The organism is Enterobacter sp. BIDMC109 (assembly GCF_001037885.1).
In the GTDB taxonomy this organism is placed as follows: domain Bacteria; phylum Pseudomonadota; class Gammaproteobacteria; order Enterobacterales; family Enterobacteriaceae; genus Enterobacter; species Enterobacter hormaechei_C.
In genome coordinates, this window is record NZ_KQ090002.1 from 1,289,255 (window position 1) to 1,303,871 (window position 14,617).

At 57.7% G+C, this 14,617-nt stretch carries 13 protein-coding genes; 11 read left to right on the forward strand and 2 right to left on the reverse strand.

Going from position 1 to position 14,617, the window contains the following annotated elements; translation table 11 throughout:
• The first annotated feature begins 48 nt into the window (after window positions 1-48).
• From nuoG to nuoN, 8 genes are all read left to right on the forward strand, one after another.
• Window positions 49-2,772: an NADH-quinone oxidoreductase subunit NuoG gene (nuoG, locus tag SK62_RS06180; RefSeq protein ID WP_047719287.1), complete on the forward strand. Its 2,724-nt coding sequence runs from the start codon at window positions 49-51 to the stop codon at window positions 2,770-2,772.
• Window positions 2,769-3,746, forward strand: a complete 978-nt coding sequence (nuoH, locus tag SK62_RS06185; RefSeq protein ID WP_003861490.1) for an NADH-quinone oxidoreductase subunit NuoH — start codon at window positions 2,769-2,771, stop codon at window positions 3,744-3,746. The genes nuoG and nuoH overlap by 4 nt, the downstream gene beginning before the upstream one ends.
• 14 nt (window positions 3,747-3,760) lie before the next feature.
• Window positions 3,761-4,303: an NADH-quinone oxidoreductase subunit NuoI gene (gene nuoI, locus SK62_RS06190; protein WP_003861491.1), complete on the forward strand. Its 543-nt coding sequence runs from the start codon at window positions 3,761-3,763 to the stop codon at window positions 4,301-4,303.
• Between the two features lie 10 nt (window positions 4,304-4,313).
• The gene (gene nuoJ, locus SK62_RS06195) at window positions 4,314-4,868 is read left to right on the forward strand and encodes an NADH-quinone oxidoreductase subunit J (protein ID WP_003861493.1); all 555 of its coding nucleotides are present in this window, start codon (window positions 4,314-4,316) and stop codon (window positions 4,866-4,868) included.
• Complete coding sequence (nuoK, locus tag SK62_RS06200; protein WP_003861496.1) at window positions 4,865-5,167, forward strand: NADH-quinone oxidoreductase subunit NuoK; 303 nt, start codon at window positions 4,865-4,867, stop codon at window positions 5,165-5,167. The genes nuoJ and nuoK overlap by 4 nt, the downstream gene beginning before the upstream one ends.
• Window positions 5,164-7,005, forward strand: coding sequence for an NADH-quinone oxidoreductase subunit L (nuoL, locus tag SK62_RS06205; protein WP_015572272.1), 1,842 nt, complete (start codon window positions 5,164-5,166; stop codon window positions 7,003-7,005). Before nuoK ends, nuoL begins: the two co-directional genes overlap by 4 nt.
• Window positions 7,006-7,150: 145 nt before the next feature.
• Window positions 7,151-8,680 carry an NADH-quinone oxidoreductase subunit M gene (nuoM, locus tag SK62_RS06210; protein WP_003861498.1) on the forward strand — a complete coding sequence of 510 codons (1,530 nt, stop codon included), beginning with the start codon at window positions 7,151-7,153 and terminating at the stop codon, window positions 8,678-8,680.
• A 6-nt stretch (window positions 8,681-8,686) separates the two neighbouring features.
• A complete protein-coding gene (gene nuoN, locus SK62_RS06215) occupies window positions 8,687-10,144 on the forward strand; it encodes an NADH-quinone oxidoreductase subunit NuoN (protein WP_015572273.1) in 1,458 nt (485 codons plus the stop codon).
• Between the two features lie 164 nt (window positions 10,145-10,308).
• On the opposite strand, the gene SK62_RS06220 is transcribed toward nuoN, so the two are convergent.
• Window positions 10,309-11,313 carry a chemotaxis protein gene (locus tag SK62_RS06220; protein ID WP_015572274.1) on the reverse strand — a complete coding sequence of 335 codons (1,005 nt, stop codon included), beginning with the start codon at window positions 11,311-11,313 and terminating at the stop codon, window positions 10,309-10,311.
• A 64-nt stretch (window positions 11,314-11,377) separates the two neighbouring features.
• Window positions 11,378-12,295: a ribonuclease Z gene (gene rnz, locus SK62_RS06225; RefSeq protein WP_047719286.1), complete on the reverse strand. Its 918-nt coding sequence runs from the start codon at window positions 12,293-12,295 to the stop codon at window positions 11,378-11,380.
• A gap of 71 nt (window positions 12,296-12,366) precedes the next feature.
• On the opposite strand from rnz, the gene SK62_RS06230 reads away from it, so the two are divergent.
• The 3 genes from SK62_RS06230 (at window position 12,367) to menF (ending at window position 14,569) form a co-directional block, all read left to right on the forward strand.
• Complete coding sequence (locus SK62_RS06230; RefSeq protein ID WP_047719285.1) at window positions 12,367-12,831, forward strand: GNAT family N-acetyltransferase; 465 nt, start codon at window positions 12,367-12,369, stop codon at window positions 12,829-12,831.
• Between the two features lie 50 nt (window positions 12,832-12,881).
• On the forward strand, window positions 12,882-13,187 hold the full coding sequence (elaB, locus tag SK62_RS06235) for a stress response protein ElaB (protein WP_017693006.1): 306 nt from the start codon (window positions 12,882-12,884) through the stop codon (window positions 13,185-13,187).
• 86 nt (window positions 13,188-13,273) lie between these two features.
• Window positions 13,274-14,569 carry an isochorismate synthase MenF gene (gene menF / locus SK62_RS06240; RefSeq protein ID WP_047719284.1) on the forward strand — a complete coding sequence of 432 codons (1,296 nt, stop codon included), beginning with the start codon at window positions 13,274-13,276 and terminating at the stop codon, window positions 14,567-14,569.
• The last annotated feature ends 48 nt before the right edge of the window (window positions 14,570-14,617 follow it).

A 14,617-nucleotide genomic window follows, 5' to 3' on the forward strand; every position in this document is an offset into this window, starting at 1 on the left:
AATTTTGATTAACGCTCGGTTTCGGCCGAGCCAACTGGAAGCATGCTAATGGCTACGATTCATGTAGACGGCAAAGAATACGAAGTCAACGGGGCGGACAACCTGCTGGAAGCTTGTCTGTCTCTTGGCCTCGATATTCCGTACTTTTGCTGGCATCCGGCGCTGGGCAGCGTCGGTGCTTGCCGCCAGTGTGCGGTGAAGCAATATCAAAACGCGGAAGACACGCGTGGTCGCCTGGTGATGTCCTGTATGACGCCAGCCGCCGAAGGCACCTTTATTTCGATTGATGACGAAGAAGCCAAACAGTTCCGTGAAAGCGTGGTGGAGTGGTTGATGACCAACCACCCGCACGACTGTCCGGTGTGTGAGGAGGGCGGTAACTGCCACCTTCAGGATATGACCGTCATGACCGGTCACAGCTTCCGTCGCTATCGCTTTACCAAGCGTACCCACCGTAACCAGGATCTGGGGCCGTTCATCTCTCACGAAATGAACCGCTGCATCGCCTGCTACCGCTGCGTGCGTTACTACAAAGATTATGCAGACGGTCAGGATCTGGGCGTATATGGCGCGCATGACAACGTCTACTTCGGTCGTCCGGAAGACGGTACGCTGGAAAGCGAATTCTCCGGTAACCTGGTAGAAATCTGTCCGACCGGCGTATTCACGGATAAAACCCACTCTGAACGTTACAACCGTAAATGGGACATGCAGTTTGCGCCAAGCATCTGCCAGCAGTGCTCCCTCGGCTGTAACACCAGCCCGGGTGAACGTTACGGCGAACTGCGTCGTATCGAAAACCGTTACAACGGTACCGTTAACCACTACTTCCTCTGCGACCGCGGTCGTTTCGGCTATGGCTATGTGAACCTGAAAGACCGTCCGCGTCAGCCGGTTCAGCGCCGTGGCGACGACTTCATTACCCTCAACGCCGAGCAGGCGATGCAGGGCGCGGCAGATATTCTGCGTCAGTCGAAGAAAGTGATCGGCATCGGCTCCCCGCGCGCCAGCATCGAAAGCAACTTCGCGCTGCGCGAGCTGGTTGGGGCGGAAAACTTCTACACCGGTATCGCCCATGGCGAGCAGGAACGTCTCCAGCTGGTGCTGAAAGTGCTGCGTGAAGGCGGCATTCATACGCCTGCGCTGCGCGAAATCGAATCCTATGATGCGGTTCTGGTGCTGGGTGAAGACCTGACGCAGACCGGCGCACGCGCGGCTCTGGCGGTTCGTCAGGCGGTGAAAGGCAAAGCACGTGAAATGGCAGCGGCGCAGAAAGTGGCTGACTGGCAGATTGCGGCCATCCTTAACATCGGCCAGCGCGCGAAGCATCCTCTGTTTGTGACTAACGTTGACAACACCCGTCTGGACGATATCGCCGCGTGGACCTACTGCGCGCCGGTTGAAGATCAGGCGCGTCTCGGCTTTGCCATTGCCCACGCGCTGGACAGCAGCTCGCCGGCCGTTGAACTGGATCGCGACCTGCAAAACAAGGTCGACGTGATTGTTCAGGCGCTGGCGGGGGCGAAGAAACCTCTGATTATTTCCGGTACCAACGCCGGTAGCGCTGAAATCATTCAGGCCGCAGCGAACGTTGCCAAAGCCCTGAAGGGCCGTGGCGCTGACGTCGGTGTGACTATGATTGCCCGTGCGGTGAACAGCATCGGTCTGGGTATGATTGGCGGCGGCTCGCTGGAAGACGCGTTAAGCGAACTGGAATCCGGTGCCGCTGACGCCGTTGTGGTGCTGGAAAACGACCTGCATCGCCATGCTTCTGCCGCTCGCGTTGACGCCGCGCTCTCCAGAGCGCCGCTGGTGATGGTTATCGACCATCAGCGCACCGCGATCATGGACAAAGCGCACCTCGTGCTCTCTGCGGCAAGCTTCGCAGAAAGCGACGGGACGGTGATCAACAACGAAGGCCGCGCCCAGCGTTTCTTCCAGGTTTATGACCCGGCCTACTACGACAGCAACACTGTGATGCTGGAAAGCTGGCGCTGGCTGCACTCTCTGCACAGCACCGTGCAGAGCCGTGAAGTGGACTGGACGCAGCTCGACCACGTTATCGACGCGGTTGTTGAGAAACTGCCTCAGCTGGCGGGTATTAAAGACGCCGCGCCTGACGCAAGCTTCCGCATTCGCGGCCAGAAACTGGCGCGTGAGCCGCACCGCTACAGCGGTCGTACCGCGATGCGCGCCAACATCAGCGTGCACGAACCGCGTCAGCCGCAGGACAAAGACACCATGTTTGCCTTCTCGATGGAAGGGAACAACCAGCCGTCTGCGCCGCGTTCGCAAATCCCGTTTGCATGGGCACCGGGCTGGAACTCCCCGCAGGCATGGAACAAGTTCCAGGCTGAAGTGGGCGGTCACCTGCGCCACGGCGATCCGGGCGTGCGTCTGATTGAAGCCTCCGAAACCGGTCTGGACTTCTTCACCACCGTTCCGGCGAGCTTCCAGGCGCAGGAAGGTCACTGGCGTATTGCACCGTACTACCATCTGTTCGGTAGCGACGAAATGTCCCAGCGTTCTCCGGTATTCCAGCAGCGTATGCCGCAGCCGTACATCAAGCTCAACCCGGCGGATGCCGCGAAGCTTGGCGTTAACGCGGGTGCGAACATTGCCTTTAGCTACGACGGCCAGACAATCAGCCTGCCGCTGATTATTTCTGAACGCCTGTCAGCAGGGCAGGTGGGTCTGCCGATGGGTATGCCTGGCATCGCGCCGGTCCTGGCGGGTGCGCATCTTGATAACCTTCAGGAGGCAAAAGCATGAGTTGGTTAACGCCGGATCTTATCGACATCCTGCTGAGCATTCTGAAAGCGGTGGTGATTCTGCTGGTGGTCGTCACCTGCGGCGCGTTCATGAGCTTTGGTGAACGTCGTTTGCTCGGTCTGTTCCAGAACCGTTACGGACCGAACCGCGTGGGCTGGGGTGGTTCACTCCAGCTGGTCGCGGACATGATCAAGATGTTCTTTAAAGAGGACTGGGTTCCGCGCTTCTCGGACCGCGTGATCTTTACGCTGGCGCCGATGATCGCCTTCACCTCGCTGCTGCTGGCGTTTGCTATCGTTCCGGTCAGCCCGACCTGGGTGGTGGCTGACCTGAACATCGGCATTCTGTTCTTCCTGATGATGGCAGGCCTCGCGGTTTACGCGGTGCTGTTCGCAGGCTGGTCCAGTAACAACAAATACTCGCTGCTGGGTGCGATGCGTGCTTCCGCGCAGACGCTGAGCTACGAAGTGTTCCTGGGTCTCTCCCTGATGGGCGTGGTGGCGCAGGCCGGTTCATTTAACATGACCGACATCGTCAACAACCAGGCCGACATCTGGAACGTTATCCCGCAGTTCTTTGGGTTTATTACCTTTGCCATCGCGGGCGTGGCGGTGTGTCACCGTCACCCGTTTGACCAGCCAGAAGCCGAACAGGAACTGGCCGACGGTTACCACATTGAATATTCCGGTATGAAGTTCGGTCTGTTCTTCGTGGGCGAGTACATCGGTATCGTCACCATTTCCGCGTTGATGGTAACGCTGTTCTTTGGTGGCTGGCATGGCCCGTTCTTACCGCCGTTCATCTGGTTCGCGCTGAAAACCGCGTTCTTCATGATGATGTTCATTTTGATTCGCGCAGCGTTACCGCGTCCGCGTTATGACCAGGTAATGTCCTTCGGCTGGAAAGTGTGCCTGCCGCTGACGCTCGTCAACTTGTTGGTAACGGCGGCTGTCATTCTCTGGCAGCAGCCATAAGGGGCTTTGAGATCATGACCTTAAAAGAATTATTGGTAGGTTTCGGCACCCAGGTACGCAGTATCTGGATGATCGGCCTGCATGCGTTTGCCAAACGTGAAACCCGGATGTACCCGGAAGAGCCGGTATATCTGCCGCCGCGCTACCGTGGACGTATCGTGCTGACGCGCGACCCGGACGGTTCCGAGCGTTGCGTTGCCTGTAACCTGTGTGCGGTAGCGTGTCCGGTGGGCTGTATCTCTCTGCAAAAAGCAGAGACGGTAGACGGCCGCTGGTACCCTGAGTTCTTCCGCATCAACTTCTCACGCTGCATTTTCTGCGGTCTGTGTGAAGAAGCGTGCCCAACCACGGCGATTCAGCTGACTCCAGACTTCGAGCTGGGTGAGTACAAGCGTCAGGATCTGGTGTACGAGAAAGAGGATCTGCTGATTTCCGGTCCGGGCAAATACCCGGAATATAACTTCTACCGGATGGCGGGTATGGCAATCGACGGCAAAGATAAAGGCGAAGCAGAGAACGAAGCTAAGCCTATCGACGTCAAGAGCCTGTTACCGTAAGGAGAGGGCAATGGAATTCGCTTTTTATATCTGTGGCCTTATCGCCATCCTGGCTACGCTGCGAGTGATCACGCACACCAATCCGGTGCATGCGCTGCTGTATTTAATCATTTCGCTGCTGGCTATTTCCGGGGTGTTCTTTGCGCTGGGCGCGCACTTCGCTGGTGCGCTGGAAATCATCGTCTACGCCGGGGCCATCATGGTGCTGTTTGTGTTCGTGGTGATGATGCTGAACCTGGGCGGCTCTGAAATTGAGCAGGAACGTCAGTGGTTAAAACCACAGGTGTGGATTGGCCCGGCGATTCTGTCGGCCATCATGCTGGCGGTGATTGTTTACGCCATTCTGGGCGTCAACGACCAGGGTATCGACGGGACGCCAATCAGCGCGAAAGCCGTGGGTATCACCCTGTTTGGTCCGTACGTTCTGGCGGTTGAGCTGGCCTCAATGCTGCTGCTGGCGGGTCTGGTTGTGGCCTTCCACGTTGGCCGCGAAGAGCGTGTCGGCGAGGTGCTGAGCAACCGCACTGACGACCGCGCGAAAAGAAAAACGGAGGAACGCGCATGATCCCCTTAACACATGGACTGATCCTCGCTGCGATTTTATTCGTTCTGGGCTTAACTGGTCTGGTTATCCGCCGCAATCTGCTGTTTATGCTGATCGGTCTGGAAATCATGATCAACGCTTCCGCGCTGGCCTTTGTGGTCGCCGGTAGCTACTGGGGCCAGACCGATGGTCAGGTGATGTACATTCTCGCCATCAGCCTCGCGGCTGCTGAAGCGAGTATTGGCCTGGCGCTGTTGCTACAGCTCCATCGTCGCCGCCAGAACCTGAACATCGATTCAGTAAGTGAGTTGCGTGGATGAACATGCTTGCCTTAACCATTATTTTTCCGCTGATTGGCTTCGTGCTGCTGGCGTTTTCTCGCGGCCGCTGGTCTGAGAATCTGTCTGCCACCGTGGGCATTGGCTCTATCGGCCTGGCTGCGCTGGTCACAGCGTATGCGGGTATCGACTTCTTTAACAATGGACGTCAGGCCTACAGCGTACCGCTGTGGAACTGGATGTCGGTCGGTAACTTCAACATCGGTTTCAACCTGGTGCTGGATGGTCTGTCTCTGACCATGCTCTCCGTAGTTACCGGCGTCGGCTTCCTGATCCACATGTTCGCCTCCTGGTACATGCGCGGTGAAGAGGGATACTCCCGCTTCTTCGCCTACACCAACCTGTTTATCGCCAGCATGGTGGTTCTGGTGCTGGCCGATAACCTGCTGCTGATGTATCTGGGCTGGGAAGGCGTGGGTCTGTGTTCTTACCTGCTGATCGGTTTCTACTACACCGATCCGAAGAATGGCGCAGCGGCCATGAAAGCGTTCGTCGTGACCCGCGTGGGTGACGTGTTCCTCGCTTTCGCGCTGTTCATTCTCTACAACGAACTGGGCACGCTGAACTTCCGCGAAATGGTGGAACTGGCGCCGGCGCACTTCGAAGCAGGCAACAACATGCTGTGGTGGGCAACGCTGATGCTGCTGGGTGGCGCTGTGGGTAAATCCGCGCAGCTGCCGTTGCAGACATGGCTGGCCGACGCGATGGCGGGTCCAACCCCTGTCTCCGCGCTGATCCACGCCGCGACCATGGTTACCGCCGGTGTCTACCTGATTGCGCGTACCCATGGCCTGTTCCTGATGACCCCGGAAATTCTGCATCTGGTGGGTATTGTCGGTGCGGTTACGCTGGTGCTGGCAGGCTTTGCCGCGCTGGTGCAGACCGACATCAAACGCGTTCTCGCGTACTCCACCATGAGCCAGATTGGTTACATGTTCCTGGCGCTGGGCGTTCAGGCGTGGGACGCGGCCATTTTCCACCTGATGACGCACGCGTTCTTTAAAGCGCTGCTGTTCCTCTCATCCGGTTCGGTGATTCTGGCCTGCCACCACGAGCAGAACATCTTCAAAATGGGCGGACTGCGTAAGTCCATCCCGCTGGTTTATGTCTGCTTCCTGGTAGGCGGCGCGGCGCTGGCGGCACTGCCGCTGATCACCGCGGGCTTCTTCAGTAAGGACGAAATCCTGGCGGGCGCCATGGCGAATGGTCATATCAATCTGATGGTTGCGGGTCTGGTCGGTGCGTTTATGACCTCCCTGTACACCTTCCGTATGATTTTCATCGTCTTCCACGGTAAAGAACAAATTCACGCTCACGCAGGGAAGGGGATTACCCACCACCTGCCGCTGATTGTGCTGCTGGTCCTGTCCACCTTCGTTGGCGCGATGATTGTGCCACCGTTGCAGGGCGTACTGCCGGCGACAACCGAGCTTGAGCACGGTCGCGTTCTGACGCTTGAAATCACCTCCGGCGTAGTGGCTATCGCGGGCATCCTGATTGCCGCATGGCTGTGGCTGGGCAAACGCACGCTGGTGACTGCCGTTGCCAACAGCGCGCCGGGCCGTCTGCTGGGCACCTGGTGGTACAACGCATGGGGCTTCGACTGGCTGTACGACATGATCTTCGTGAAGCCGTTCCTGGGCATTGCGTGGCTGCTGAAGCGCGATCCACTGAACAGCCTGATGAATATCCCGGCGATCCTCTCTCGCTTTGCAGGTAAAGGCCTGCTGTTCAGCGAGAACGGTTATCTGCGCTGGTATGTGGCGTCCATGAGCATCGGTGCGGTTGTCATACTGGCGCTGCTGATGGTGTTGCGTTGATTTTGAGTTAGCGGGGATTGTCTACGGACCGTAGGCCCGGTAAGCGAAGCGCCACCGGGCAAAAGGCCCCGCACTCAAACGTGAATTTTGTCGAATTCGTTGAAAATCGGTCCCTGAGGGACTTTAACAAGGAATAAAAATCGCCATGTTACTACCCTGGCTAATATTAATTCCCTTCATCGGCGGCTTCCTGTGCTGGCAGACCGAACGCTTTGGCGTGAAGATGCCGCGCTGGATCGCGCTGATCACCATGGGATTGACGCTCGCGCTTGGTCTGCAACTCTGGTTGCAGGGTGGCTACTCACTGACCCAGTCCGCGGGCCTTCCGCAGTGGCAGTCTGAGTTCATTCTGCCGTGGATCCCACGTTTCGGTATTACGATCCACCTCGCGATTGACGGTCTGTCGCTGCTGATGGTGGTGCTGACCGGTCTGCTCGGCGTTCTGGCGGTACTCTGCTCCTGGCGAGAAATCGAAAAATACCAGGGCTTCTTCCACCTGAACCTGATGTGGATCCTGGGCGGCGTGATCGGCGTGTTCCTGGCCATCGACATGTTCCTGTTCTTCTTCTTCTGGGAGATGATGCTGGTGCCGATGTACTTCCTGATCGCGCTGTGGGGCCACAAGGCATCCGACGGTAAAACGCGTATCACGGCGGCCACCAAGTTCTTCATCTACACCCAGGCGAGTGGTCTGGTGATGTTGATTGCCATCCTGGCGCTGGTATTTGTGCATTACAATGCGACCGGCGTGTGGACCTTCAACTACGAAGACCTGCTGAAGACCCCGATGTCTCACGGTGTGGAATACCTGCTGATGCTCGGCTTCTTCATCGCCTTCGCGGTGAAAATGCCGGTCGTACCGCTGCACGGCTGGCTGCCGGACGCGCACTCTCAGGCGCCAACGGCGGGTTCCGTTGACCTGGCGGGTATCTTGCTGAAAACGGCGGCCTACGGTCTGCTGCGTTTCTCCCTGCCGCTGTTCCCGAACGCCTCCGCAGAGTTCGCGCCGATTGCCATGTGGCTGGGCGTGATCGGTATCTTCTACGGTGCATGGATGGCCTTCACGCAGTACGACATCAAACGTCTGATTGCTTACACCTCCGTTTCCCACATGGGCTTCGTGCTGATTGCCATCTACACCGGCAGCCAGCTGGCATACCAGGGCGCGGTGATCCAGATGATTGCGCACGGCCTGTCTGCTGCCGGTCTCTTCATCCTGTGTGGTCAGCTGTACGAACGTCTGCATACCCGCGACATGCGTATGATGGGCGGCCTGTGGGGCAAAATGAAATGGCTGCCGGCGCTCTCCATGTTCTTCGCGGTGGCGACCCTGGGTATGCCGGGTACCGGTAACTTCGTCGGCGAGTTTATGATCCTGTTCGGCAGCTTCAACGTGGTACCGACGATCACCGTCATCTCCACCTTTGGTCTGGTATTTGCCTCCGTGTACTCGCTGGCGATGCTGCACCGCGCTTACTTCGGTAAAGCGAAGAGTGAAATTGCTGCACAAGAACTGCCGGGGATGTCGCTGCGTGAGCTGTTCATCATCCTGCTGCTGGTCGTACTGCTGGTGCTGTTGGGCTTCTATCCGCAGCCGATTCTGGATACCTCGCACTCCGCGATGGGTAACATCCAGCAGTGGTTTGTTAATTCTGCTTCTACTACAAGGCCGTAATTCGCCATGACAATAACTCCACAACAACTGATCGCGCTGCTACCGCTGCTGATCGTCGGATTGACGGTGGTGGTTGTGATGCTCTCCATTGCGTGGCGACGCAATCACTTCCTGAATGCGACCCTGTCCGTTCTGGGTCTGAACGCTGCGTTAGTTTCCCTCTGGTTTGTTGGCCAGGCGGGAGCGATGGACGTCACGCCGCTGATGCGCGTTGACGGTTACGCCATGCTCTACACCGGTCTGGTGCTGCTGGCGAGCCTGGCAACCTGTACCTTTGCGTACCCGTGGCTTGAAGGGTACAACGACAACAAAGAAGAGTTTTACCTGCTGGTACTGATTGCCGCACTGGGCGGCATTCTGCTGGCGAACGCGAACCACCTGGCCGCGCTGTTCCTCGGTATTGAGCTGATCTCTCTGCCGCTGTTCGGCCTGATTGGTTACGCTTTCCGCCAGAAGCGCTCTCTGGAAGCGGCAATCAAGTACACGATCCTGTCTGCTGCCGCGTCGTCGTTCCTGCTGTTTGGTATCGCGCTGCTGTACGCACAGACGGGTAATCTCTCCTTCATGGCGCTCGGTAAGAGCCTTGGCGACGGCATGATGCATGAGCCGCTGCTGCTGGCGGGTCTGGGCATGATGATTGTTGGCCTTGGCTTTAAACTCTCACTGGTTCCGTTCCACCTGTGGACGCCAGACGTCTACCAGGGTGCGCCTGCACCGGTCTCTACCTTCCTGGCGACGGCGAGCAAAATCGCTATCTTCGGTGTGGTCATGCGTCTGTTCCTGTACGCCCCGGTGGGCGACAGCGAAGCGGTCCGCGTGGTGCTGGGCATTATCGCGTTCGTGTCCATCATCTTCGGTAACCTGATGGCGCTGAGCCAGACCAACATCAAGCGTCTGCTGGGCTACTCCTCTATCTCCCATCTGGGTTACCTGCTGGTGGCGCTGATTGCGCTGCAAAGCGGTGAGATGTCGATGGAAACTGTGGGCGTCTATCTGGCCGGTTACCTGTTTAGCAGCCTTGGCGCGTTCGGCGTGGTGAGCCTGATGTCCAGCCCGTACCGTGGCCCGGATGCGGATTCTCTGTTCTCCTACCGTGGTCTGTTCTGGCACCGTCCGATTCTGTCTGCGGTAATGACCGTGATGATGCTCTCTCTGGCGGGTATCCCGATGACGCTGGGCTTTATCGGTAAGTTCTACGTGCTGGCCGTCGGTGTGCAGGCGGGTCTGTGGTGGCTGACGGCGGGTGTCGTTATCGGCTCCGCGATTGGTCTCTACTACTACCTGCGCGTAGCGGTGAGCCTGTACCTGAGCGCGCCTCAGCAGCTCAACCGCGATGCGCCGTCTAACTGGCAGTACAGCGCGGGGGGCATTGTGGTGCTCATCTCCGCGCTGCTGGTGCTGATCTTCGGTATCTATCCGCAGCCGCTGATTGATATCGTGCAGCGCGCGATGCCGCTGATGTAAAAACAAAAAACCCGCCTCGGCGGGTTTTTTATTGTTTTCTCCCTCTCCCCGTGGGAGAGGGCCGGGGTGAGGGCACCAGCCCGCACAGAGTAAAACATGCCCAGCGGCGCTACGCTTGCAGGGCCTACGGGTCCTGTAGGTCGGGTAAGCGTAGCGCCACCCGACTAAGCCAGTTGCTTGCGGCTAATCAACGGCCCTTCAATCTTCTTCATCGAGCGGTCCAGCACCTCTTCAATCACCGACGACAGCTCGTTCAGCTCAAACTTCGCCACATAGCCGTCCGCCTTCACTTTGCGAATATGATCTTCGTTCGCGTTGCCGGAAAGAGACGAGTGGATCACCACCGGAATATCTTTCAGTACCGGGTCGGATTTGATTTTTCGCGTCAGCGTAAATCCGTCCATCTCCGGCATTTCGAGGTCGGTTAATACCAGGGCAATCTTATCGGTAACGGGAACGCCCTCGGCCTGTGCCTGCGCGGCCAGCTGAGTGATTTTCTCCCACGCGTCTTTGCCGGTGATATGCAGCTGGGCCGGGATCTCCATCGCCTGCAATCCCTTCTCCAGCATTGAGCGCGCTACTTTTGAATCTTCTGCAACAATCGCGACAGAGCCAGGCTTGATGTTGAATTTGGTGGTTTCCAGATGGGTGGCGTGCAGATCGTGGTTCGCCGGGGTGATGTCGTACAGGATCTGCTCCACGTCCAGCACCATCGCCAGATCGTTGGTATCGGTCTTCTCGTCCAGACAGGCAATGCTGGTGATGTAGCGACCGCTGACGGCGGTTTCCGCGGCGTGCACCTGCTTCCAGTCCAGACGCATGATATTTTCCACTGATTCCACGGCAAACGCCTGCACGCTGCGGGCATATTCGGTGATCAGCAGGATGTTCAGCCCGGTGGCTGGTTTGCAGCCGGCGACGGCGGCCAGATCGATCACCGGGATCACCTGGTCACGAATGTTCACCATCCCCATCAGCGGAGACTTCATTCCCGCCGGTTTGGTGAAGGTCGGCATCGGCACAATTTCGCGCAATTTGAACACGTTGATGCCGAACAGCTCGGATTTATTTTCGTTCAGAGAGGTGCCAAGACGGAACAGCAACAGTTCAAAACGGTTGGACAGGGTCAGGTTTGCCCTGTCATCAATATCTTTCTGGAAATTATCCATTCTACCCTCAAGAGAAATGCTGGCCTTTTAATCGTTATCGGCACGCTGAGGGAAAAATGAAGGACTAAACGCTGACCTGAGCAAAATCTTCCGCCAGCTCGCATGCCGGAAATACTTCCCGGCACTCTGCCAGCAGGCTTTCAGCGCCGCGGACGTCATAGCGTGAGCTGACGTGAGTAACAATCAGTTTCCGGACGCCAGCCTCACGTGCCAGCTGCGCCGCCTGACGCGTAGAGCTGTGCCCCCGGCTGTTGGCTTTTTCTTCCATCGCCGCTTCCAGCGTCGCCTCATGCACCATCACATCTACACCTCTGGCAAGCCTGAGCGCCGAAGGGCAGGGGGCGGTATCCCCAAAAATAGCCAGTTTTTTGCCCGGCTGCGGTGGGGCGAGGTAATCCTGACCGTTGATGACGCGCCCGTCTTCCAGCGTGACGGTCTCGCCGTGCTTCAGACGCTGGAACAGCGGGCCTGGTTTCACCCCATCGGCCTGCAACGCGGCTGCGTTCAGCGCCCCGGGCTTGTCATGCTCCTCAACGCGATAGCCGTAGCATTCCACCGGATGGTTAAGCGGGTAAGCGCGCACCAGGTAATCTCCGTCATCGAACACCAGACCCTCGCCGATCTCTAACACCTCCAGCGGATAATCGGTCCACGAGCCGCTCAGGCGCAGCGTGGTTTCAACGAATTCCTGAATACCCGCGGGGCCATAAATGGTCAGCGGGTTAGCGTTACCGGCCATCGAACGGCTGCACAGCAGGCCCGGCAGGCCAAACAGATGGTCGCCGTGCAGATGGGTGATAAATATTTTATCCACTTTCCCCGGGTGGTATGAGGTATGCAGCAGCTGATGTTGCGTACCCTCGCCGCAGTCAAACAGCCACAGCCCACCGCGGATAGGATGCTTAAGATCCAGCAGAATCGCCGTCACGTTTCGTGAGCGGGTTGGCACCCCGGCGGACGTACCCAGAAAAATCAGTTCCATAACGCAATCAGCCCTTTGCCGAATGGGAAGGGGTTTAGTATAACGTGATGAACACCAGGAAGGAGAAACACATGATCCAGTGGCAAGATCTACACCACAGCGAACTGACCGTGCATTCACTCTACGCCCTGCTCAAGCTGCGCTGCGAAGTCTTTGTGGTTGAACAAACCTGCCCGTATCAGGATATCGACGGCGATGACCTGATCGGCGATAACCGGCACATCCTCGGCTGGCGCGATAACGAGCTGGTGGCGTATGCGAGGATTCTGAAAAGCGAAGAGGATTTTGACCCTGTCGTCATTGGGCGCGTCATTATCAGCGGCCGCGCGCGCGGTGAAAAGCTGGGCTATCAGCTGATGGAAAAAACGCTGGACGCATGCCAGAAACAGTGGCCGGACAAGGCGTTATACCTGGGCGCGCAGGCGCATTTGCAATCATTCTATGGCCATTTTGGTTTTACCCCGGTCACGGACATTTACGACGAAGACGGCATCCCACACATCGGCATGGCACGCGAAGCGAAACAGGCGCAATAGCAATACGTTGTCTATAGTTACCGGACTGGTGTACTAACATGGAGAAAAATATGTCATTTCAATCCTGGGATACCCGAGTCGACGACGACCTGACGCTGCTAAGCGAAACGCTGGAAGAAGTGCTGCGCTCTTCAGGCGATCCTGCCGATCAGAAGTACATTGAGCTCAAAGCCCGCGCCGAGCAGGCGCTGCATGACGTGAAAAACCGCGTCAGTAACGCATCCGACAATTACTACTACCGCGCCAAGCAGGCGGTTTATCGTGCCGACGATTATGTGCATGAAAAACCGTGGCAGGGCATTGGGGTCGGTGCGGCCGTAGGGCTGGTGCTGGGTCTGCTGTTAGCCCGTCGTTAAGCCGGTAAACCACTCCCTACACGTGGGTACTGCTATTTATCGTCAGTACCCCGTATAATATAAGGCTTTAACAGGGAGAGGTTCGCGTGCACTCGATTTTCCTCGCGCTGCAAAGCCTGCATACTCAGCTTGCGCAAGCATTGCCAGCTACACCCGGTTTACGCCATTTCGATGTCTCTTTCCCGTTAAACGACGCCTTCGATCCGCTGGCCTGGCTCGGTGTGCAGCGATGCTATCCTCAGTTTTACTGGCAACAGCGCAGCGGTGATGAAGAACTTGCCGCGCTCGGAAGCCTCGCCCATTTCGATTCTCTGGCCTCGGCCTCGCGGTTTTTGCACACCCACGACGTAGCCAATGACACCCGTATCTGCGGCCTGAACGCCTTCAACCCGGCGCAGGGCAAGTTGTTTTTACCGCGCCTTCTCTGGCGACGGTCTGGCGGGGTCGCCACGCTGCGTCTGCAACTGTGGAGCGAAACGTCGCTGCGGGAAGATGCCCGTGAGGCGCTGAATTTTGTCGATAACCTGCGCGACGCCGCGCCGATCCGCCCGTTGTCCGTGCAGATTGTGCAGGAAACCCATCATCCGGAAAAACCGGAATGGCTGGCGTTGATTCGTCAGGCGACGGATACCCTTGCTCGCGGCGATTTTGAGAAAGTGGTCCTCGCACGTGCTACAGACGTGCATTGCCAGCAGCCCGTGAACGCCATCGCGCTGATGGCTGCCAGCCGCGCGCTAAACCTCAACTGCTATCATTTTTGTATGGTCTTTGACGCCAGCAACGCGTTCCTCGGCTCGACGCCTGAACGCCTGTGGCGGCGACGCGGCACGCTGCTGCGCACTGAAGCGCTGGCAGGCACCGTCGCCAGCCATTCTGACGATAAGCAGGCTCAGCGTCTGGGCGACTGGCTGATGAACGACGACAAAAATCAGCGGGAAAATATGCTGGTGGTGGAAGATATCTGCCAGCGTCTTCAGCACCATACCCGGACGCTGGAGATCCTGCCTGCGCAGGTGCTGCGTCTGCGCAAGGTGCAGCATTTACGTCGCTGTATCTGGACCGAACTTAAACAGCCTGACGACGAGCAGTGCCTGCATATTCTGCAACCGACGGCGGCGGTGGCCGGGCTGCCGCGACAGGCGGCGCGAGAATTTATTGCGAAAGTGGAGCCGTTTGACCGGGAGTGGTACGCCGGGTCGGCGGGCTATTTATCGCGCGATCAAAGCGAATTCTGTGTGGCATTACGCTCCGCCCGCGTTCACGACGCTGCGCTGCGTCTTTATGCGGGGGCGGGCATCGTCAGCGGCTCCGATCCGGAGCAGGAGTGGCAGGAGATCGAAAACAAGGCCGCCGGGCTGCGTTCCCTTCTCCTAAGGGATTAATACTGATTCGTGCAATCCCGATTCATATCAAAATTCTGACTTTTTCTA

Bases quoted from the DNA above. Each gene is read 5' to 3' on its own strand.
- nuoH (WP_003861490.1), top strand. From the start codon at position 2,769: ATGAGTTGGTTAACGCCGGATCTTATCGACATCCTGCTGAGCATTCTG.
- SK62_RS06230 (WP_047719285.1), top strand. From the start codon at position 12,367: ATGATCCAGTGGCAAGATCTACACCACAGCGAACTGACCGTGCATTCA.
- nuoN (WP_015572273.1), top strand. From the start codon at position 8,687: ATGACAATAACTCCACAACAACTGATCGCGCTGCTACCGCTGCTGATC.
- rnz (WP_047719286.1), bottom strand. From the start codon at position 12,295: ATGGAACTGATTTTTCTGGGTACGTCCGCCGGGGTGCCAACCCGCTCA.
- nuoI (WP_003861491.1), top strand. From the start codon at position 3,761: ATGACCTTAAAAGAATTATTGGTAGGTTTCGGCACCCAGGTACGCAGT.
- nuoJ (WP_003861493.1), top strand. From the start codon at position 4,314: ATGGAATTCGCTTTTTATATCTGTGGCCTTATCGCCATCCTGGCTACG.
- SK62_RS06220 (WP_015572274.1), bottom strand. From the start codon at position 11,313: ATGGATAATTTCCAGAAAGATATTGATGACAGGGCAAACCTGACCCTG.
- nuoL (WP_015572272.1), top strand. From the start codon at position 5,164: ATGAACATGCTTGCCTTAACCATTATTTTTCCGCTGATTGGCTTCGTG.
- nuoG (WP_047719287.1), top strand. From the start codon at position 49: ATGGCTACGATTCATGTAGACGGCAAAGAATACGAAGTCAACGGGGCG.
- elaB (WP_017693006.1), top strand. From the start codon at position 12,882: ATGTCATTTCAATCCTGGGATACCCGAGTCGACGACGACCTGACGCTG.
- nuoM (WP_003861498.1), top strand. From the start codon at position 7,151: ATGTTACTACCCTGGCTAATATTAATTCCCTTCATCGGCGGCTTCCTG.
- nuoK (WP_003861496.1), top strand. From the start codon at position 4,865: ATGATCCCCTTAACACATGGACTGATCCTCGCTGCGATTTTATTCGTT.